The 19,256-nt window shown below is 49.7% G+C and carries 19 protein-coding genes; 8 read left to right on the forward strand and 11 right to left on the reverse strand.

What is annotated here, in order from left to right:
* Nucleotides 1-123: 123 nt before the first annotated feature.
* On the forward strand, nt 124-1,137 hold the full coding sequence (locus DRJ53_RS05390) for a fumarylacetoacetate hydrolase family protein (RefSeq protein WP_114234581.1): 1,014 nt from the start codon (nt 124-126) through the stop codon (nt 1,135-1,137).
* A gap of 225 nt (nt 1,138-1,362) precedes the next feature.
* Here DRJ53_RS05390 and DRJ53_RS05395 read toward each other — a convergent pair whose 3' ends face one another.
* Complete coding sequence (locus DRJ53_RS05395) at nt 1,363-2,040, reverse strand: head GIN domain-containing protein (protein ID WP_114234582.1); 678 nt, start codon at nt 2,038-2,040, stop codon at nt 1,363-1,365.
* Nucleotides 2,041-2,237: 197 nt separating this feature from the next.
* On the opposite strand from DRJ53_RS05395, the gene DRJ53_RS05400 reads away from it, so the two are divergent.
* The 3 genes from DRJ53_RS05400 to DRJ53_RS05410 all read left to right on the forward strand — a co-directional run bounded on the left by DRJ53_RS05400 (nt 2,238) and on the right by DRJ53_RS05410 (nt 3,967).
* Entirely contained in the window at nt 2,238-3,119 is an 882-nt protein-coding gene (locus DRJ53_RS05400; protein WP_114234583.1) for a flavin reductase family protein, read from the forward strand.
* A gap of 76 nt (nt 3,120-3,195) precedes the next feature.
* Nucleotides 3,196-3,735 carry a Uma2 family endonuclease gene (locus DRJ53_RS05405; RefSeq protein WP_162303809.1) on the forward strand — a complete coding sequence of 180 codons (540 nt, stop codon included), beginning with the start codon at nt 3,196-3,198 and terminating at the stop codon, nt 3,733-3,735.
* A 25-nt stretch (nt 3,736-3,760) separates the two neighbouring features.
* Nucleotides 3,761-3,967 (forward strand): DUF4926 domain-containing protein, encoded by a 207-nt coding sequence (locus DRJ53_RS05410; protein ID WP_114234585.1) that lies wholly within the window; start codon nt 3,761-3,763, stop codon nt 3,965-3,967.
* A gap of 219 nt (nt 3,968-4,186) precedes the next feature.
* On the opposite strand, the gene DRJ53_RS05415 is transcribed toward DRJ53_RS05410, so the two are convergent.
* Nucleotides 4,187-4,885, reverse strand: coding sequence for a DUF4197 domain-containing protein (locus DRJ53_RS05415; protein WP_114234586.1), 699 nt, complete (start codon nt 4,883-4,885; stop codon nt 4,187-4,189).
* Between the two features lie 122 nt (nt 4,886-5,007).
* On the opposite strand from DRJ53_RS05415, the gene DRJ53_RS05420 reads away from it, so the two are divergent.
* The 4 genes from DRJ53_RS05420 to DRJ53_RS05435 all read left to right on the forward strand — a co-directional run bounded on the left by DRJ53_RS05420 (nt 5,008) and on the right by DRJ53_RS05435 (nt 9,991).
* Nucleotides 5,008-6,324, forward strand: coding sequence for a flavin monoamine oxidase family protein (locus DRJ53_RS05420; RefSeq protein ID WP_114234587.1), 1,317 nt, complete (start codon nt 5,008-5,010; stop codon nt 6,322-6,324).
* Nucleotides 6,325-6,420: 96 nt separating this feature from the next.
* Nucleotides 6,421-7,302 carry a DUF6268 family outer membrane beta-barrel protein gene (locus DRJ53_RS05425; protein WP_114234588.1) on the forward strand — a complete coding sequence of 294 codons (882 nt, stop codon included), beginning with the start codon at nt 6,421-6,423 and terminating at the stop codon, nt 7,300-7,302.
* A gap of 114 nt (nt 7,303-7,416) precedes the next feature.
* On the forward strand, nt 7,417-8,964 hold the full coding sequence (lysS, locus tag DRJ53_RS05430; RefSeq protein WP_114234761.1) for a lysine--tRNA ligase: 1,548 nt from the start codon (nt 7,417-7,419) through the stop codon (nt 8,962-8,964).
* 118 nt (nt 8,965-9,082) lie between these two features.
* Nucleotides 9,083-9,991: a glycosyltransferase gene (locus DRJ53_RS05435; RefSeq protein ID WP_114234589.1), complete on the forward strand. Its 909-nt coding sequence runs from the start codon at nt 9,083-9,085 to the stop codon at nt 9,989-9,991.
* Between the two features lie 84 nt (nt 9,992-10,075).
* Here the strand turns inward: DRJ53_RS05435 and DRJ53_RS05440 are convergent, their stop codons facing one another.
* The 9 genes from DRJ53_RS05440 to DRJ53_RS05480 all read right to left on the reverse strand — a co-directional run bounded on the left by DRJ53_RS05440 (nt 10,076) and on the right by DRJ53_RS05480 (nt 18,731).
* A complete protein-coding gene (locus DRJ53_RS05440) occupies nt 10,076-10,726 on the reverse strand; it encodes a DUF3575 domain-containing protein (RefSeq protein WP_114234590.1) in 651 nt (216 codons plus the stop codon).
* Nucleotides 10,726-11,472: an LVIVD repeat-containing protein gene (locus DRJ53_RS05445; RefSeq protein WP_162303810.1), complete on the reverse strand. Its 747-nt coding sequence runs from the start codon at nt 11,470-11,472 to the stop codon at nt 10,726-10,728. Before DRJ53_RS05445 ends, DRJ53_RS05440 begins: the two co-directional genes overlap by 1 nt.
* A gap of 79 nt (nt 11,473-11,551) precedes the next feature.
* Nucleotides 11,552-12,079 (reverse strand): LVIVD repeat-containing protein, encoded by a 528-nt coding sequence (locus DRJ53_RS05450; protein ID WP_114234592.1) that lies wholly within the window; start codon nt 12,077-12,079, stop codon nt 11,552-11,554.
* A 146-nt stretch (nt 12,080-12,225) separates the two neighbouring features.
* Entirely contained in the window at nt 12,226-12,648 is a 423-nt protein-coding gene (locus DRJ53_RS05455; RefSeq protein ID WP_114234593.1) for a nuclear transport factor 2 family protein, read from the reverse strand.
* Between the two features lie 73 nt (nt 12,649-12,721).
* Nucleotides 12,722-13,933, reverse strand: a complete 1,212-nt coding sequence (locus tag DRJ53_RS05460) for a DUF2264 domain-containing protein (RefSeq protein WP_114234594.1) — start codon at nt 13,931-13,933, stop codon at nt 12,722-12,724.
* An 89-nt stretch (nt 13,934-14,022) separates the two neighbouring features.
* Nucleotides 14,023-14,337 (reverse strand): L-rhamnose mutarotase, encoded by a 315-nt coding sequence (gene rhaM / locus DRJ53_RS05465; RefSeq protein ID WP_114234595.1) that lies wholly within the window; start codon nt 14,335-14,337, stop codon nt 14,023-14,025.
* A gap of 80 nt (nt 14,338-14,417) precedes the next feature.
* Complete coding sequence (locus tag DRJ53_RS05470; RefSeq protein WP_114234762.1) at nt 14,418-15,644, reverse strand: glycoside hydrolase family 88 protein; 1,227 nt, start codon at nt 15,642-15,644, stop codon at nt 14,418-14,420.
* Between the two features lie 137 nt (nt 15,645-15,781).
* Nucleotides 15,782-16,432, reverse strand: coding sequence for a DsbA family protein (locus DRJ53_RS05475; protein ID WP_114234596.1), 651 nt, complete (start codon nt 16,430-16,432; stop codon nt 15,782-15,784).
* Nucleotides 16,433-16,616: 184 nt separating this feature from the next.
* Nucleotides 16,617-18,731, reverse strand: a complete 2,115-nt coding sequence (locus DRJ53_RS05480; RefSeq protein WP_114234597.1) for a peptidylprolyl isomerase — start codon at nt 18,729-18,731, stop codon at nt 16,617-16,619.
* Nucleotides 18,732-19,256 lie beyond the last annotated feature (525 nt).

A 19,256-nucleotide genomic window follows, 5' to 3' on the forward strand; every position in this document is an offset into this window, starting at 1 on the left:
CACCACAAAAATTTTGCCTGTATTGATGCAACTGCCATATAAAACATTTGGCGCAACTGTATCAGGCTGGCCTTTTTACTAAATGCATACCTTAGCCGTTTTTCAATTTCAACGCTTGCATTTATGAAGCTGCTTTCTTACCGCAAAGAACATGTGGACCAACTGGCCGTGCTTGTGGGCGGCCGCGTTTACGATATCGAAACACTGCACCCCGACCTGCCGGGTTCGATGGGGCTTTTTTTACAATACTGGGAAGATATGCTGCCGGTGGCGCTGCACGGGGTGGAGTTGATCAAAGCGGGCAAAATAAGTGAAACCAAAGGCCAGCCGATGGAAGCCGTGGAGTTGCTGGCGCCGGTGCCGTTTCCTACATCCTGCCGCGATGGTTATGCCTTCAGGCAACATGTGGCTGCCGCCCGCCGCAACCGCGGCATGGACATGATCCCGCAGTTTGACGAATACCCGATCTTTTATTTTACCAACCACCACAGCATTACCGGCCCGGGTACCCTGCAACTGATGCCCGATCATTTTGAAAAACTGGATTTTGAACTGGAAGCGGCCATTGTTATTTGTAAAAGCGGCCGCAACATCCGTGCAGAAGAAGCACACGAATACATTGGCGGCCTCATGATCATGAACGACTGGAGTGCCCGCCGCCTGCAAATGGAAGAAATGCTGCTGAACCTGGGACCCGCAAAAGGGAAGGATTTTGCCACCACCATTGGACCGTGGCTGGTAACGTTGGATGAGCTCAGGGGTTTTGAAACGGCACCCAAAGACGGCCACCGGGGACAAGCTTGGAACCTGGCCATGAGCTGTAAAGTAAATGGCATTGAAGTAAGCCGTGGTAGCCTGGGCGATATGGACTGGACTTTTGGCGAGATCATCGAACGGGCATCGTATGGTGTGGACCTGCTGCCCGGCGATGTGATTGGCAGCGGCACAGTTGGCACCGGTTGTTTCCTAGAACTCAATGGCACAGGCAAATTCAATGACCCCAACTATACCGAGCAGTGGCTGCAACCCGGCGATACCGTGGAAATGGAGATTGAAGGCCTGGGCACATTGCACAACGTGGTGGAGCAGGAAGACACTGATTGGAGCATTTTGAACAAAGAGATAAAGAACAGATGAACAAGGAACAAGGAATGTCGAATGAAGAAGGGAACAGCCAATAATTAATAATTGTAAATTATTGGAGTACAGTTCAAGATACTTCATTATTCGACATTCCTTGTTCGTCTGTTCGATATTCTGGTCTATCCAAAAAAAGGAAAGGCTTCCACCGGAAATGTAGGAAGCCTGCACCTGCTGTTTCCGATATCCGCCTTCCCTGCTATATGGAGGAGTACTTGGCTGTTAATCCCAATTCTTTACTTTTTGGCCGCGGTTGCGAACACTGCCCAGCGTGCTGCTGTGAAAACCGGTGATCTCTGCAGCGTTTACCTCGGTGTTACCGATGCCGCTGTTGTCGATGTCCATTTTGCTTACTGCAAAATCAACCGCTTTAATGTTGCCGATGCTGCTGTTGCGCAGCACTGCATCTTTCGCACTGCCCGCCAGTTCAATATTGCCTACGCTGCTGGCATCAAGCCGAAACTTTTGCGCCTCCAGTTTCAGGTTGGTGTTGCCCACGCTGCTGATCCGCAGTTTTACATCATCCAGCTTTAGTGTACCCTCGTTGCGAACATTGCCCACCGTGCTTAACGACACATCGTTGAGGTTGCGGAAATAAACCGTAACGGCCAGCTTCCAGTCGCCCTTTAACTTTTTGTTGCTCAATTTCTTGGTGTCAATTTCCAGTGTGTTGCCGTTGTTGGCAATGGTGATAAAAGCCTGCAGGCCTTCGTCGCCTTCAACAGTCACGCTTTCCTTTGTGCCCTGCACCAGGGTTAGCTCCACTACGCCATTGGCTTTAATGGCATCGAAACTGGCCACCGGGAAATCGCGGCTTACTTTATTGCCGGTAATGGTTTGTGCAACGGCTTTGCCCATGGTAAAAACAAAGAGCAGCAGGGATAAAATAATTGCTTTCATGCTATTGGTTTGGTTGGTTATGTGTCGGTTTGTAAGTGCAACGGAGCAGCGCACCGGGATGTTACAGGAAAAGGGCTTTTCTGGTACGAGTGGCGGTATGTGGGGAGCAGCGGCAATTTTTGCAGCAAAACGGGCCGCAGCCGCTGCCGATACCGTTACAGGCAAAGGGTAAGTTTCTATTTGCTACTTTCACGCCCATGCGTATTGACCTTGCCCCGCTGAAGGCTGCCGAAAAACAATACTGGCTACAGCACCTGGTGGCCCCGCGGCCCATTTGTTTTGCATCCACCATCGATGCTGCCGGCAACGTAAATCTGAGCCCCTTTTCGTTTTTTAACCTGTTTTCTTCCAACCCGCCCATTGTTATTTTTTCGCCGGCCCGCAGAGTGCGGGACAATACCACCAAACACACGTTGCAAAACGTGCAGGAAGTGCCCGAAGTGGTGATTAACATCGTTACCTACGATATGGTGCAGCAGGCATCGCTGGCTTCATGCGAATACGGCAAGGATGTGGATGAATTTGTAAAAAGCGGTTTTACCAAACAACCGGCCAGCCTGGTGCGGCCGCCCATGGTGCAGGAGGCAAAAGCAAAACTGGAGTGCAGGGTTTTGGAAATAAAATCGCTGGGTGCGGAAGGTGGCGCCGGCCAACTGGTGATCTGTGAAGTGCTGTGTGTTCATGTAGATGATGCGCTGCTAGACGAAAACGGTAAAATAGACCAACGTAAACTGGAACTGGTAGCCCGCCTCGGCGGCGACTGGTATTGCCGCGTAGGTGCCGATAATTTATTTACGGTGCCCAAACCCAACACGCAACTGGGCATCGGCATCGATGCTTTACCAGATAGCATTCGCCACAGCAAAATACTCACCGGCAACCACCTGGGCATGCTGGCCAATGTGCATGAGCAGCCCGTGGTGCAGCCGCAGTTTGAAGACGATCACCTGAAAAACATTGTGCAATACTATTCACTCAACCCCGATGAAATGGAAGCGGAAATGCACCGCCATGCCGCCCAATTGCTGGATGCGGGTAAAGTGGAAGCTGCATGGCAGGTGTTGCTATCGGTGGTGTAAGTTGCTCCTATAAATGAGCAGAAGCAGTGGTCAGGAGGTTTTCGTCTTGCGGAATAGTCTTAATTTTAAAACAGCAATGTCTACCGCTTACAAAATATTGCCCCATTACACTTATGCCGATTACCTGCATTGGGAGGGCAAGTGGGAACTGATTGATGGTATTCCGTATGCGATGAGCCCGGCGCCAAAGCCGCGTCACCAGGCCGTTGCGGGCAACTTGCATGCAGAATTCAGGGCTGCGTTGAAAAAGGGTAAATGCGGTTGCACTGCATATCAACCCATTGATTATAAGATTTCAGAAGATACGGTGTTGAACCCCGACTTGCTGATAGTTTGCAAACCCATCGAAAAAGCTTTTCTTGACTTTCCACCCGACCTGGTTGCAGAAATTCTTTCTCCTGCCACTGCATTAAAGGACCGCCATACAAAATTTGAAATCTACCAGCAGCAACAGGTTCCTTACTACCTGATCATTGATACGGACCGGAATACAGTAGAAGTATTTCAGTTGGTGGAAAATGTGTACCAGCAGTTAGAAGTAGATGAGATGGCCCCATTCACTTTTCAATTTTCCGGCTGCAGTGCCAACATCGTATTGAACGATATATGGCAATAACACCTGCTGTGCGCAATCTTCTTCTATGTTCTACCAGTATCAGCGTATTGAATTAACAAGAGACATCAATCCAGTCCTTAAGGTTGGAATGACAGGAGTTATCCTCGAGGTTTGGGATGAAGAACATTATGAAGGGGAGTTTTTAGACGAAAATGGCTTTAACTATGAATACAATGGCGCAGGAATATTCACATTGAAGGCAACTGATATTGCCCCAGGAAAGCAGACATAACACTTCCTATACATTCGATGATCGAAAAATTTTGAGGTGAAGGGAACAACGCAAGTAGGCTTTTCGGTTTTTTAATGGCGTATTATGAAACTTATATGGCGGCAACTTTGATATTTCAATTGTATTAAGTGCATGAGCGCCTGAACAGTGAACGATTTGTTTTCAATAAAAAAGCCGCGGACATTTTACCTGCGGCTTTTTTATTGAAATATATTCAGACTATCCTCTTCCAAACACCCGCTTCAAAATCTGCGAAGTGCGGGCCGATGCGTTGGTGCGGATATTGGCTTCTTCTTTCGCCACCTGGTCAAACAGCGCACTGATTGCTTTTTCGGTTACATAGGCCGTTAGGTCGGGGTTTACCTTTTTAAGCGTTGTTGGAAAATTGTTGTACGTGTTGATCATATCGCCATAATATTTGGTGGCGCTGAACTTGTCCAACGATTGTTTGATGATGGGTGTAAATGCAGTTTTCAACTGCGTGGTGGTGCGTTGCTGAAAATATTGCGTGGCCGCATCCTGCGGGCCGCGAACAATGCCCAACGCATCGGAGAGGGTCATTTGCCGGATGGCATCGCCAAAAATTGGCGCAGCCGTACCCACTGCATCTTCGGCAGCCCGGTTGATCTGCAAAATGGCGCGGTCTACCATGGCGCCCATACCCATCTGGCGCAGCACGCCTTCAATACGCTGGGCTTCCTCGGGCAGCAGCACTTTGTATGCGGTGTTTTTAAAAAACCCATCTTCTTTATGCAGCAGCGAAATGCCGCGGCTTACGCCCTGGTCCAAAGCTTCACGAATGCCTTGTGCGGCCTCGCCTTCGGAAACCGGGATGTTCATCTGGGGTAAATTAGAAAGGGTATCGCAGGAAAAAAAGGTAAGTGCAAATGCAAATATTGCCAGGTAAGAACGGATCATATAAGGTTTTTAGGATGGTTTCAAATCTTTTGCCAGAATCTCAACAGTATGCAAAAATAATCCGCCCGAACTAAATCGGGGGTTAAATAGGCTACTGGTCCGGGCCTTGCATAAAAAAGTGCATGACCAAAGCGCAATTCGATATCGTTATTGTTGGGGCCGGTGCGGCCGGGCTGATGGCTGCCATTGAATTAAGTAGTGCCGGGAAAAGGGTAGCAGTGGTGGAAGCCACAAGCCGCACCGGCGGCCGCATGCTGTGTGTGCAGGATAAGGACACGGGCACCTTGGTGCAACTGGGCGCCGAGTTTGTACACGGCAGTCTGCCGCTAACCCAATCCTTGTTGCAGCAGGCCGGCGCTACCACACACCAAATTGAAGGCAGCATCTGGCAGCGAAAAGAGGCTGGTTTGCAGCCGCAGCAAGATTTTATTGAAGGATACGATATACTGGAGCCCAAACTCAAAGCCGTTACCACCGACCTGCCCGTTCAGGAGTTTATACAACGGCAGTTGGCCGGCCCGCAGTGTGCCAATATGCGGCAAGAGGTGCAGGATTACGCCGAAGGATATTATGCCGCCGACACCAACCGGTCGAGCACGCTGGCCCTTGCCGAAGAGCTGACCGGCGACGACCAGCCACAGTACCGCATTGAAGGCGGTTACCTGCAATTGGCGCAATACATGGAGGCACAGTGCCGGGAAAAAGGCGTGCAGTTTTTCCTGGGCCAGCCAGTAGAGCAAATAGACTGGCAAAGGGAGAACGTTTCAGTTACTACTGATAAAACTTTATTCAAATGCAGCCAGTTGCTGGTTACGGTTTCACTGGGTGTGTTGCAATCGGGCAGCATCAAGTTTGTGCCGGCATTGCCCCAATACGATGCAGCCGCAAAAGCACTAGGCTACGGCCACGTGGTAAAAATCAATCTCCTGTTTCGCCAGGCGTTTTGGAAGCGGAGCACCCTTGTTGGCGGCCAAAACCTGGCCGATCTGCAATTTCTTTTTTCTGAAGAAAGCATTCCCACTTGGTGGAGCCAGCACCCCTTGAATACCAATATACTTACCGGCTGGCTGGGCGGCCCCAAAGCACAGGCACTGCAGCACGCAAGCCACGATGAGTTGTTGCAACTGGCGCTTTCGTCGCTTACCAAAATTTTTGATTTGGAGCCAGCCTACTTATGGCAAGATTTAAAAGCTGCCTGGAGCCACAACTGGTCGGCCGACCCGTTTTTCCATGGTGCCTATTCTTACGAAGTAGTAGACGGCGCTACGCATCAAAAAACGCTGCAGCAACCTGCCGAACACACCGTGTATTTTGCAGGCGAAGCGCTGCACCACGGCCCCGAACTGGGCACGGTAGAAGCTGCCCTGCAAAGCGGCAAACAAGCTGCGGCTGCAATGCTTTCGGCAGGTAATGAAGTGCCTGAAACAACGGGCCAATAAAATCCCGGCAGATTGCTTTTAAAGCGATGGGCTGCGCATTACTTTAGTAGTGGCTGCTTTTTTATTTTGTGAAATGCAGCCACTAAAACCTTTACGATGCGCTCCCAACTGCTGGCTGGCCTGCTGTGCATTTTGTTTGCTATAAATGGCTTGGCGCAGCCTTACCTTGATGTGGCTTCCATCCGTTTTCATCGGAGCCCCGATGCAGGTTTGGTGCGGCGCAATTTTAACCGCAACAGCTTTGAATATGGGCAGGCACAGGTGCAGTTGCCGCTGGTGTTGCGGGATAGTAGCATCATTTTGCTCAATCCTATTGCCGAACAATGGAGCATCAGCAGCACGGCGCTGGCAGCCGCACCGCAGTGGCTGCGCGGCTTAACGATGGTGGGTGGCTACATCAAACCATGGAGCCCGCAGTGGACTACCACCATGCTGTTGATAGCCCGCTGGAACGGTGCAGCAGATTTTGGTTTCAACAACCGTTTTCAACTGGGCACCGTGCTGCTGGCCACCCGCACGGTAAATCCAAAGCTGAAATACAAATTCGGGCTGTATTACAACCGCGAGTTTTTTGGCAACTTTTTCATCCCCTTGGCTGGCATTGAATGGACCATCAACCGGCGGCTGCAGCTTTTTGGCACCCTGCCGGGCAGCATAGTACTGGAGCAAAAAGTATCGCCCCGGTTCTATTATGGCGCTTCGTTTCGGGCCATCACCACTTCTTTTAGGTACCCGGCCGGCGCCGAAAATCGATTTGTGCGCATTGATGACAACCAGGTGCAGGCATTTGCCGACCTGTATCTGCAACCCAAGCTGGTGCTCACTGCCGAATTGGGTCATTCCCTATTTCGGCGGTTTCGGCTGGGTGCAACCGATGGTGCTTCGAAATACTTTTTTGCGGAAAAATTCAACGATGGCGTTCATTTCCGGTTGTCGCTGGCGTACCGGCTCCGGTTTGATGGAGGGGCCACGCGGTAACTCCTGCGTTTTATTTTTTACAAAAAACCGCAGGAGTTGTTCACCCGTCACTATTCGTTTCATTAAGTTGAGCATTCCCTTCATCGCCGTACTTTTGCACCTCAATTGAAAAACATGCAACAACAGCAGCTTTCAGAGCAGGAGCAGATACGCCGCGACAAGCTGGCGCAACTGCAGGCCCTGGGTATCGACCCGTATCCTGCCGCTTCTTTTCCGGTTTCCCATTTTTCTACGCCTATCAAAAATGCCTTTTCCGACGATAACGCCGCCGAGTTTAGTGAAGTGTGCCTAGCCGGCCGTATTATGAGTGTGCGCATTATGGGTAAGGCTTCGTTTGCCGTGCTGCAGGATAGTGCCGGCCGCATACAGGTATATGTAAGCAAAGACGACCTGGCCCGTGGCGAAGACACATCGATGTACGACACGGTTTGGAAAAAGCTGCTCGATATTGGTGATTTTGTAGGCGTAAAAGGTTTTGTGTTTCGTACCAAAACCGGCGAAATATCGGTGCATGTAAAAGAGCTGACGGTGCTGGCAAAAGCACTGCGGCCGCTGCCCATTGTAAAAGAAGCCGACGGCGTGGTGTACGATGCCGTTACCGATCCCGAATTTAAATACCGCCAGCGCTATGCCGACCTGGTGATCAACCCTACGGTAAAAGAAACATTTGTAAAGCGCTCCAAACTGATCAACTCCATCCGCGATTTCCTGAACAGCAATGGTGCGCTGGAAGTAGATACGCCGGTGCTGCAAAGCATTCCGGGTGGTGCCGCCGCAAGGCCGTTTGTAACGCACCACAATGCGCTGGATGTGCCTTTTTACCTGCGCATTGCCAACGAACTTTATCTGAAGCGCCTCATTGTTGGCGGCTTTGATTGGGTGTATGAGTTCAGCCGCAACTTCCGCAACGAAGGCATGGACCGTACGCACAACCCCGAGTTTACCGTACTTGAGTTTTATACTGCATATAAAGATTACGATTGGATGATGCAAACTACCGAGGCGCTGCTCGAAAAAGCAGCCATCGATGTAAACGGCACCACCGATTTTGTAAACGGCGACAATACCATTTCGTTTAAAGCTCCGTTCAAGCGCATCTCTATTTACGATGCCATCAAAGAACATACGGGAATTGATGTAAGCGAGCTGGATGAAGCAGACCTGCGCGATGTGTGCAAACAACTGGGCGTTGATGCCGACCCGAAAGTAGGCAAAGGCAAACTCATTGATGAAATTTTTGGATCGACATGTGAGCACCATTATGTGCAGCCAACTTTCATCATCGATTATCCAATCGAGATGAGCCCGTTGACAAAGAAGCACCGCAGCAAACCCGGCCTGGTAGAGCGTTTTGAGCTGATCGTAAATGGTAAGGAAATTGCCAATGCATATAGCGAGCTGAACGACCCCATCGATCAACGGGAACGTTTCGAAGACCAGGTGGCCCTGATGGAACGCGGCGATGACGAAGCCATGTTTATCGACTATGATTTTCTGCGATCGCTGGAATATGGCATGCCGCCTACTGCCGGTATTGGTTTTGGCATCGACCGGTTGTGCATGCTGCTTACCAACCAGCCTTCCATCCAGGATGTGCTCCTGTTTCCGCAAATGCGCCCAGAGAAATGGGGCAATGAGGAAGCTACAGAAACTGCTGAATAATTAAATAACAAGGAAGTCAAAATTCAAAAGTAAAAAGTCAAAAAGGGTTGCAATCAAATGCAACCAACACTGACTTAAACGCTTTTTGAATTTTGACTTTTTACTTTTGACTTACACCATGATCGTTTCCGCATTTACCTACGTTCGCAACGGGTTTACCTATGCTTATCCTTTTATCGAATCCATTAAAAGCCTGCTGCCAATAGTGGATGAATATATTGTGGTAATTGGTGCAGGAAACGACGGCACCCGCGAAGCAGTTGTGGCTCTCAACGATCCAAAGGTCACCATCGTGGATACGGTGTGGGACGAACAACTGCGTGTAGGCGGAAAAGTATTTGCGCAGCAGGCAAATATTGGTATGGATCATTGCCGCAAGGATGCCGACTGGCTCTTTCACCTGCAGGCAGATGAAGTGGTGCATGAAAAAGATTTACCTCTTTTGCAAAAGGCCATGCAGGATCATATCAGCAACAACAACATTGATGGATTGCTGCTGCCGTTCATTCATTTTTATGGCGATTATGATCACTACTGTCCATCGAGGCGTTTTCATAAATACGAGATCCGCATTGTGAAAAATAACGCTGCTATCCGCAGTTATAAAGATTCGATGGGTTTTCGCATGTATCAAAATCCGCAGAACCAGGATGGCGAAAAAGGCACCAAGCTGCGGGTGCTGAAAGTGCCGGTGCCCATTTATCATTACAGCTGGGCAAGACCACCGAAAAAGATGACGGCAAAGCGCATCGAGTTTCATAAAAAATATACCGATAGCGATGCCTTTATTGCCGATGTGCAACAAAAGGAAGCGGAAGGCTATAGCTACCGCGAATACGATTACCTGAAACGCTTTACCGGCACGCATCCTGCCGTGATGCAAGATGTTGTGGCTGCACAGGACTGGACCTTTGTGTACGATCCAGCCAAAAACAATATGTCGGTAAAAGAAAAGGTGATGAAGTTTGTAGAAGACCTGACCGGCCGGCAGTTTTTTACGTATCAAAATTATAAGATCGTGGGTTAAGTCAAAAGTAAAAATTCAAAAGCGTTCCGAAATAACGCAGACAGCTAACGTTTACAACATCCCTTTTGACTTTTCACTTTTGACTTATTTTATCACATACCCCAACTTTACCGAAATCGGCACTACCGGCAACCACATATTGTTCTGCGTAGTGTTGCCGAAGAAATTATCGGTCGGCATGTAGCAACAATTGGGTTCATCTTTCACTTTTTGCTGGCGGTATACCAATCCCAAACCCACCGATACATCGAGCAGCCAATGCTTGCCCAATCGTTCGGTGCCGCCGGTAACCACAGCAGCGCCAGCCTGGCTTTTTTGAAAAGTAAAGTCCTGCAACTTTTCGTAAGTAGGCACCCCATTAACGCAATTCTGGCCCAGCCATCCGTGCAGGTCGTAATTCATCAGCCGGTAGTGCAATTGGCCCTGTACATAACCCGCACCCTGGCGGGTGTAATAGTAGCGCAGTGCTGGCCGCAACTCAAAACCCCTTGCTTTTTTTGCTTCATCGAGGTAACTCGATTGTACCACCAGGCCCACGTCGCCCACCAGCGAAAAGCGGCTACTGAAGCGGTGCTCAACGCCCATCATCAGGCGATGATCGGCATTGAACATGGCCAACGGGTTGATGGTAACCACCAGGTTGTGCGGCGTGTATTTGGGCCGGCCCAATGGTGCTTTTTGCGCAGCGGCACCTAGAGCCCACAGCAGCAGTACAACACAACAAATTTTTTTCATCAATTGATACGGGTTAGGAACTGTGGGGTTTTATTATCCGAAATATCGTACAGGATCATACCATTGCGTACCCAGCAAATAAGCGTGTTGCCATAAGGTATCACATCTATAAAACAGCCGTCTCTGAGGCTTGTTACATACTTGGGTTCAAATGCGTTTTTGATATCAAAAACCATCAATCCCTGTTGGTTGTCGCATACATACAACACCGTGTCGGAATAACCAAGGCCATATGGTTCTGTTAATGGAAAACTGGCCCGCTGCACGGGCTTTGCCACATTGCGGATATCGTATACCGCCAGTATGCTTTGCACGCCACCGCAGGGGCCGTTGGTGCGCAATGTTGCAAAAGCCACCGTGTCTTTTGCCACCACCGGGTCGCAACGGCGCATTACTTCCGGCGAAATGGCTTCGCTCAATTTCTCCGGCTTCGATGGATCGTCGAGGCTAAAAATATGCACCACGCTGGTAGAGCCGATGAACAACCGGTTTTTGAATGGAAAGATGGTTTCTATTTCAAAACCCACCTGCACTGTACGCTTATATACCGGGTTGGCCGCATCCGATATTTCATACACTTTCAGGTCTTCGTTATCCACCGTGTACAGGTAGTTTCCGGCAATGGTAAAACGTGCCAGCGAGCCGCCCTGGCCCGTGCCGCCGCCGTTATACAGTTTACTGTCCGATGCCGACTTATCGCAGCCGAGCAGTGTTATAAAAAGAAGCGCAGACAAAAGCAAACGCATGATATTTTGTTTTGGCATTGTTGAAAAATGAGCCGGCTTTAGTGGGCCAATCATTTTAAAAAAAATCATTGAACTTGAATTAACGGCGGCATTTGGGGTTGGCTACCGTTTGCTGCACCCAGTCTATCACCATGCCTTTTGCAGGATCGGGGCATTCAAACATTACGTTCGAAAATGGGGGATGCTCTTGTATGGTGTTCATTGCTGGGAATGCATCTTTCAGGCGCTTTACCAGTTGCGGTGCCGTGGGATTGGCCAGGTTAAACACCACCATATCGTTGTTGTGATTGGTGTAGAGGTAATTGTTGCGGATGGCTATTTCGGTGCAAAACGGTATTTGTAAAAACCCGATCTTTTTGGCGCCGGCACTTTTGGCATTGTCGATGATATGGATGCCTTTGTACTGATCAACCTGGAAAGCATAATCGCGGAACGCATAAATTTTTCCGGCGGTAACAGTGGGCTTTGCGGGCTGCATTTCCACAGGCGCATCCCACTCCACGCTGGCATACACGGGAACAAAAGCAGGACCGGGCGGAAAATCATCACTCATGTTCATATCGGTGCAGGCCGAAAAAAGCAGCAGTATTGGTAAAAGCCGGCGCATACATTTTGGTTTATCACTATAGGCAATAAAAAATGCAAAAACGTTGCATTTTTTATTTTACGGCCAAAAATAAAAATGGCCAACGGGCGGCTGCAAGTGGTGCAGCGGCTGTTGGCCATTGGTGTTGGTAAAAAAAGATTGGCTTTTTAAGCAGCCCTTGCCGCGTGGCGGGCCACCAGTTGCCATCCTTCTTTTTTCTTTTGCCACACCAGCAAAATATGCAGCTTCACTTTCGAAGTCGCGTTGTTGGCGTTGATCTCACCTTCCAGCAGGTGGCGCACAATGGCTGTTTCGCCCAGCACCTGCACGGTTTGGTTCGACAGGTTCATGCTCACAAAATCCGACGAGCCGCTCACCAGCGATTTGATGAATGCAGCTTTATCTTCTACCAGTCCGCTGGAGTGGCCATAACTCAAATCGTTTGAAACAAGTTTTACCAATGCGCTGCTGTCTGGTGTGATCATCAACTGGCGCAATTGTTCCACCGCGGCGGTTACGGCTTTTTCATTGTTGGTTTGTGCATGCAATTGTGTAGTGGTCAATAGCAGGGCAATCAGTAAATATTTCATCCTTATTTTTTTTGTGCAAACAATGTTATGATTGAAAGATATGAATTGTAGCTGCAGCTTGTTGCATGTGCCGTCATTTCAATTGCAGATCCAGTGCATGATCGGCAGGCATATCCCCACCGCTCCACACTTTTACGGAGGTCCACGGTGCAGCAGGTGCTGCCCAGAAAGGATCTGTTTGCGGTAAACCTAAAGCCACCAGCACTGTGCTGCAGATGTACAGGCTACCGGTGTTGATATAACGTTCGGCCAGGCCCGGCTGGTGCCCATACAAACCTATGTTGAGCCAGCCGCCGGTAGTAAAAGTTTGCGGCGCCTGCATGGTTTTATTTAAAACAGCAGTGAGTGCACTGCGTACCTGCGCAGGCTGCAACGAAGCGGGCAAAGCTTTGCGCAGCGCCATATCGGAGAGATGGTGAAACACGCCGCTGCGGTATGCAATGGAGCGGCCCAGCACCGGGTAAGATCCATCGGTGTGAATGTAGCGCTCCTGCACTTCGGCATAGCGCTGGTTAATCTGCAACATTTGCGGTGCGAACCATTTGTATGCGCCCCTTTTTTGCACGGCAATATCCACAATGGCCGCCAGGTAAGGTTGTATTACAATGCTGTTGTAATAATCAAGCGCAAACGCCTGCCCATCGGAAAACATGCCATCGCCCACATACCAATGGTTGGCAAATTCACGGATGCTGTATTCAATGCGCACCGGGTCGTAGTCAAGCCCATACTTGCAAAAAAATGCTTCAATCATTCCTGAAAAAAGAATCCAGTTGCTGTATACCGGCACGGTGCCGCGGGTGGTTTTAAATGCATCAATCAGGTGGGCCTTTACAACTGTGTCGCTATGCTCCCAAAGCCACGGACAACGCACCAACGCAAAGGCCACAAACGATGCATCAACCAGCGGCTGCCCACCATTCCACACCATATAATCTTTTGCTGCGGGGTTTACTGCATTGGCCAATGCCTTCAGCGACCACTGCCGGTATTGGTTGCGCAGCGCCACCTCGGCTGCGTTGCCGCCTTCGCTATTGAGCCAGGGTGCAATGCCACAAAGCGTACGGCCAAATGCTTCGAGGTAAGCCACTTTGCCGCGGTGTTCGGCGTTATCCACATGTTGCGGCAGCACTATGGGCATGGTTTCTTTCAACTGGTCGGCAGCAAGGTTGGAGAGTACAGGCCGTGCAATTTTATCTAGGTGTTGCAGCCAAACCTCGCGGTCGGTTGGTGCTGTTTTGCCTTTTTGCGCCTGCATTTGTACACTGGCAAATACCAGCAACATGAACACAATTATTCGATATGATTGGGTGGTGAACATAGCGGTTGTTTATAGCTACGGATGTAATGGTTGTGAAATGAAATGGTGTTGATTCAGGGCATATAAAAAACTTCCTGCAGCGGAATGGATACCGGCGAGCCATCCGCGTTTGTTTCCATCAGGTCGCGCATATAGGCCCACCATTTTTGCATCACGGGTTGTTGCGGCAGTGCATCCATTGCTGCCTTGTCGGCTATTTGCAGCACACCAAAAAGCGTATGGGTTTCGCTGTCTAAAAAAATGCTGTAGTCGCTGATGCCCGTTGCTTTTAATAGCTGCACTAGTTCTGGCCAGATGGCATCATGCCGCTCTTTGTATGCAGCTTCATTACCCGGAAAAAGTTTCATTTTAAATGCTACGCGTTGCATATGCCCATTTGTTTACCCGTAAATTAAAATAGCCCTTGCATGTATTGCTTTCGTTGTATTGTATTTGCATGTCGGCTACGCTAAAACGTTAGTCTTTTACCTGCAGCCAGTTGCTGGTAGCGCTTCATCGCTTCTACAAAATAATAATCACCATAAGTAAGCGGCACATCTACTTCGGTGCCGGCGGGCTTGTGGCCCACACCATGTTCAATAATGAATCCGCCGTTGGTGCCCACTGCGGCGCGGTAAGGCGGCTTCGATAAATTGCGCAGCATTGTTTCGGCTGCCTGCAGGTATTTTGTTTTGTTGGTGCCGCTTACATAGCCCTGCAACTCCAGCAATGCGGAAGCCGTAATGGCCGCTGCCGAAGCATCGCGCAGCGCAGTGGGGATGTCTGGTGCATTGAAATCCCAGTACGGAATTTTATCCTGCGGCATGTTGGGATGGTTGAGCATGAACTGCGCAATGCGCTCCGCCACATCGAGGTATTTTTTGTCGCCGGTCTCGCGGTACATCACCGTGTATCCATACAGGCCCCATGCCTGCCCGCGGGCCCATGCCGATTCATCAGCGGCACCTTGTGCAGTGCGCTTTTGTTGTACAGCGCCGGTTTGCGGGTTGTAGTTAATTACGTGGTAAGAGCTGCCATCAGGGCGAAAATGATTTTGAATAGTGGTGTTGGCATGTGTGATGGCTGTTTTATAAAAACTGGAATCGCCGCTGACCTTAGTGGCCCAAAAAAGTAATTCCAAGTTCATCATATTGTCGATGATGACTAGGAAATCCTCGGGCTTTGAATCCCATGATTTGATGGTGCCTGTTGTAGGATTGAAGCGGGTAGATAGAGACCGTGCACTGGTCAGTAAAATATCGCGGTACTCTGGTTTTGATGCAATGCGGTTGGCGTTGCCAAATGAGCAAAACATCATGAAACCGAGGTCGTGTGTGGACTTATTATTTTTTTCTTTTTCCAACACCTGCATGATGCGCATCGCCTCGTTATACAATTCCTTGTCGCCGGTTTGCTCGTACAGGTACAACAATGTGCCAGGATAAAAACCACTGCACCACCAACCCGAATTACTGAATTCGTATTTGCCTGTTTGGGGGAAATATGTTTTCGGGAATTTGTCTGGCGGCAATGCTTTTGCCAGCAGTTTGTACTGCGCTGCAGCATCGGTGTATTGCTGCTTAAAAGATGCAGCAAGTTTTGCATCGGTTTTTACCGGTTGCGCTTTTTGTGCCGTAGCACACAAGGTGGTGGCTGCCAGCAGCAGCGAACCTACAATCGTTGGCAAAGCTTTCATGTTAGTGCAACGGATTTTGCGTCCGTTCTCTAAATGTAAACCATGCAGCCTTTTGCGGTCCGTTTTTTTACCGAAATAAAAATGCAACACTTGCTGCACCAACATTTTTGATAATGGTGCAGCAAGTGTGCAGCGGCTTAAGGGGCCAGTTCTTCCAACACTTTTTCCACCCTTGCCTGCAGGGTTTCATAATCGGTGTATCCGCGGCTGAGGAGGTAAAATTTCGCATCGCTTACCTGCATCAGCACAGTGGGGTAACCATTTACCTGCAACTGTTTTACCAAGGCCATATCATAGTATGCTTTTTCGCGGTACTCCTCGCTTTTGAGCTTGGTGTAAAAATCCTCTTCAGCCAAATCGTACTGAAGCAGCAGGTGGCGGTATGCTTCGTTGTCGGTGAGGTCGCGGCCTTCGTAATTGAGGGCATACTGAAGGTCGGAGGCAAATGCGACGGCTTTTTCGGGATGCTGTTCTTTCAAAATAGAAAGCGCAATAGCGGGCTTGGTCGAATCGGGGTACCAGTCGGTTTCTTCGGGATGAAAAACATGCCAGAGAAAATCCTGCCCAAACTCGATGCCGGTGGTTTGCTCCACTTGTTTGTACGCTGTTTGAATGTATTTGGCCATGGTGCCAAAATGCGTGGGCTCTTCGGGCAGGATCATACCACCGGAGAGCACATCAAAAGAAAGACGGTCTTTGTATGCGGCTTCCAGTTTTTTGATCACCGGGCTGAATCCGTAACACCATCCGCAATAAGCATCGTAACAATAGTATATCGTAGGCTGCATGTGTTTGTATTGAAGGTGCAAAGTTAGCCTTGAATGTATGTAAGCAACACACCAGATCCTGTTGATTGATTTTTGCTTGTCATCCTTCGCTGCGCTCAGGATGACAGGCAACGATACTTAAAGTGCATAAAAAAGCCCGCAACGTTTAATGTTGCGGGCTGGGATATTTTAAAACAAAAAGCTATTAATAAAACTTAGACCTGTTGTCTTTGATGTCGGCCGATTTGCGCAGTGCCTGCAGCGGCGAGCGATACATCATTTGCTGGCGAGCCTGCATTTCCAGCATCTGGCGTTGGATGTTGATGTCGGCGGCACCTTGCGGAACAGCGCTTACGTTGTTTACCTGCACCACATATACACCAGCCTGGCCTTCCAGTGCTTCTGGCACTACTTTACCTTTGTTAGCGGGATTAAATGCGGCACCTACCACTTTCAGCTCGTAGCCGAGTGCTGCATTGCGGGCACCGCCAAAGCTCAGGCTGTCGGCCACCTGCACGGGCTGGTTGGCAGCAGTTGCAGCAGCTTGCAGCGAAGAAATTTTCCCCAGCTTGGTTTTGATCTGCTCGGCTTTTTTCTTGTTGCGCAAAATGGGCTCTACCACGTTGCGGGCTTTGGCAACACTCACCACACCTTCTTTTTCTACTTCGGTAACCACTGCTACCACGTAGTTGTCGCCCACACGCTGTGGCTCCAGCACATCGCCTTTGTCGGCTTCAAAGATGGCTTTCACCAGGGAGCGGGATGCACCGATACCGGCCACCTGGAAATCGTTGGGGCGGATGTCGGCAGCCAGCAGGCGGTTGTAGCCTTTGCTGCGCAGGTTTTTGTCGTAGTTTTCGTTGAATGCCTTCAGGCTGCGGCTGTCGCCGGCAAACTGGTTGGCGGCATTGGCAGCGGCATTATCGGTTTCGCTGCTGGGCACGATCTCTTTACCCAGGTAAGCAATCTTGTAGTTCATTTCGCCGCCTTTTTGGCCCAGCACTTCAATCAGGTGGTAGCCAAACTCGGTTTTAACCACATCGCGGGTGCCTACGGGTTTGCCAAAAGCAAAATCGTTGAAGGCAGCTACCATCTGGCCCTGCGGGAAATATTCATACACACCACCCTTGTCTTTGGAACCTGGATCTTCGGAAAAACGCTTGGCCAGCGAATCGAAATTGGCACCGCCGCGGATGGCGAGGGCAATAGAATCGATGCGGCGTTTGGCAACGCTATCGGGCTGCGCCTGGTTGGTGATCAGGATGTGGCGTACACGGGCAGAATCGGGGAGTACTTTCTGGTCCAGCTTTTTGGCCAGTACATAAGAGTTACCATCCTGGTAAGGTCCGTACACACCGCCGATGGGCAGCGAAAAAATAGAATCCTTGGCAGGAATCTGGATTTTGGAACCAGCCAGATAGCCGTCAAAATAAGGAAGGGTAGTGCCTTGTTGGGTCAGGTATTGCTCTGCATTGGTAGCAGTGGCAAAACCTTCTTTCAGCCCGCTGATAGTGTTGAGCACCGCGGTGCTGTCGGTAGCCGAAGGCGATGCATTGAACACGATATAATTAATAGAACGTGTTTCCACATCCTGCTTAAACTCGTCTTTACGTTCGTTGATATAGCTCTGGATATCGCTGTCCGAAACTTTTACGGCGCTGTCCGACACCGTAGCGTACGGTACAGTAATATAAGATACATTGGCCACGAGGCTGTTGTCGGCATTTTGTTTTTCAACAAACCATTTAGCATAGTAGGTGCTGTTGCCCAGCAGTGAAGAATATTTCTCCGACAGGCGCTGCAGCTCCAGGCTTTCCAGGTACTGGTTCATCTGGGCTTTCTGCTCGGGGGTGCCGCTTTTGCGCAGGTTGGCAAAATATTGCTGCGCTGCCTGCACATTGAACTGGCCGGTTTGCGGATCGGTAAAGCCCTGGCGCAGGTCCTGGGGCGGGTTGGCGCCAAACAGGATGTCGTTGATTTCTTTTTTACCAATAGCCAGTCCCAGCTCGTCAATTTCGCTTTGCAACAGGGCCCGGTCAATTTCGCCGTTCCAAACAGACTCGATGATCTGCTGGCGGCTTTCCTCGCCCAGGGCCATACCTTGCTGCTGGGCCATTTCTTCCTGGGCCTTTACTTTTTGCTCAAACTCCTGCACATCTATTTCATGGCCATTGATGACACCCAGAGTAGTGCTGTTGTTGCCCATCACGCTGGTGCGTCCGGCAAAGGCGTCCATCATAATAAAACCAAGCAAAGACAACGCAATGGCTACTACGGCCCAACGGGCATATTTGTCCCTGATTTGCTGAATAACTGACATAAGGTGGTACTGTGGTATTTTAAGAGTGGGCAAAAATAGGGGAAATCAGGTTATCAACAAATTGGGGAAAACCCCTGAAAGCCGCATAAATCAAGGGTTTCGAAATGCCCACCCTGTTAATATCGCTATATTTTGCATTGTTTTAAGCCTGCCGCCTCCGCGCCATTCCTGCACACATGGTTCAACCCCGAAAGTTAGGACAAGCCACGGCACCTAGGCCTGATTTTGCTGTTAATTGTTCACTTTTTATGTGGATAAAGGGGTGGCAGGGTGGGAAAGCCGATGTGGATGGATGGCTTATAAGTTTCGGGAAAGGGGGAGGGGCCCCTGCCGGTGTCCAAAACCCACCCGTTATCCCGATGCTATTCACAGGTAGTAAAAACGGTATGTAAGCATTTGTTGTTACCAGTGGGTAATCCACACCGGTGTGGAAACTGCACCAAAAGAGGCGGTATGCGCTACCTTTGTTGTGAACAAACTGTGGGTAGCTGTGTATAACTGCACCATATTTGTACGGTTGGTTCA

Source organism: Paracnuella aquatica, assembly GCF_003332885.2.
Classification (GTDB): domain Bacteria; phylum Bacteroidota; class Bacteroidia; order Chitinophagales; family Chitinophagaceae; genus Flavisolibacter; species Flavisolibacter aquaticus.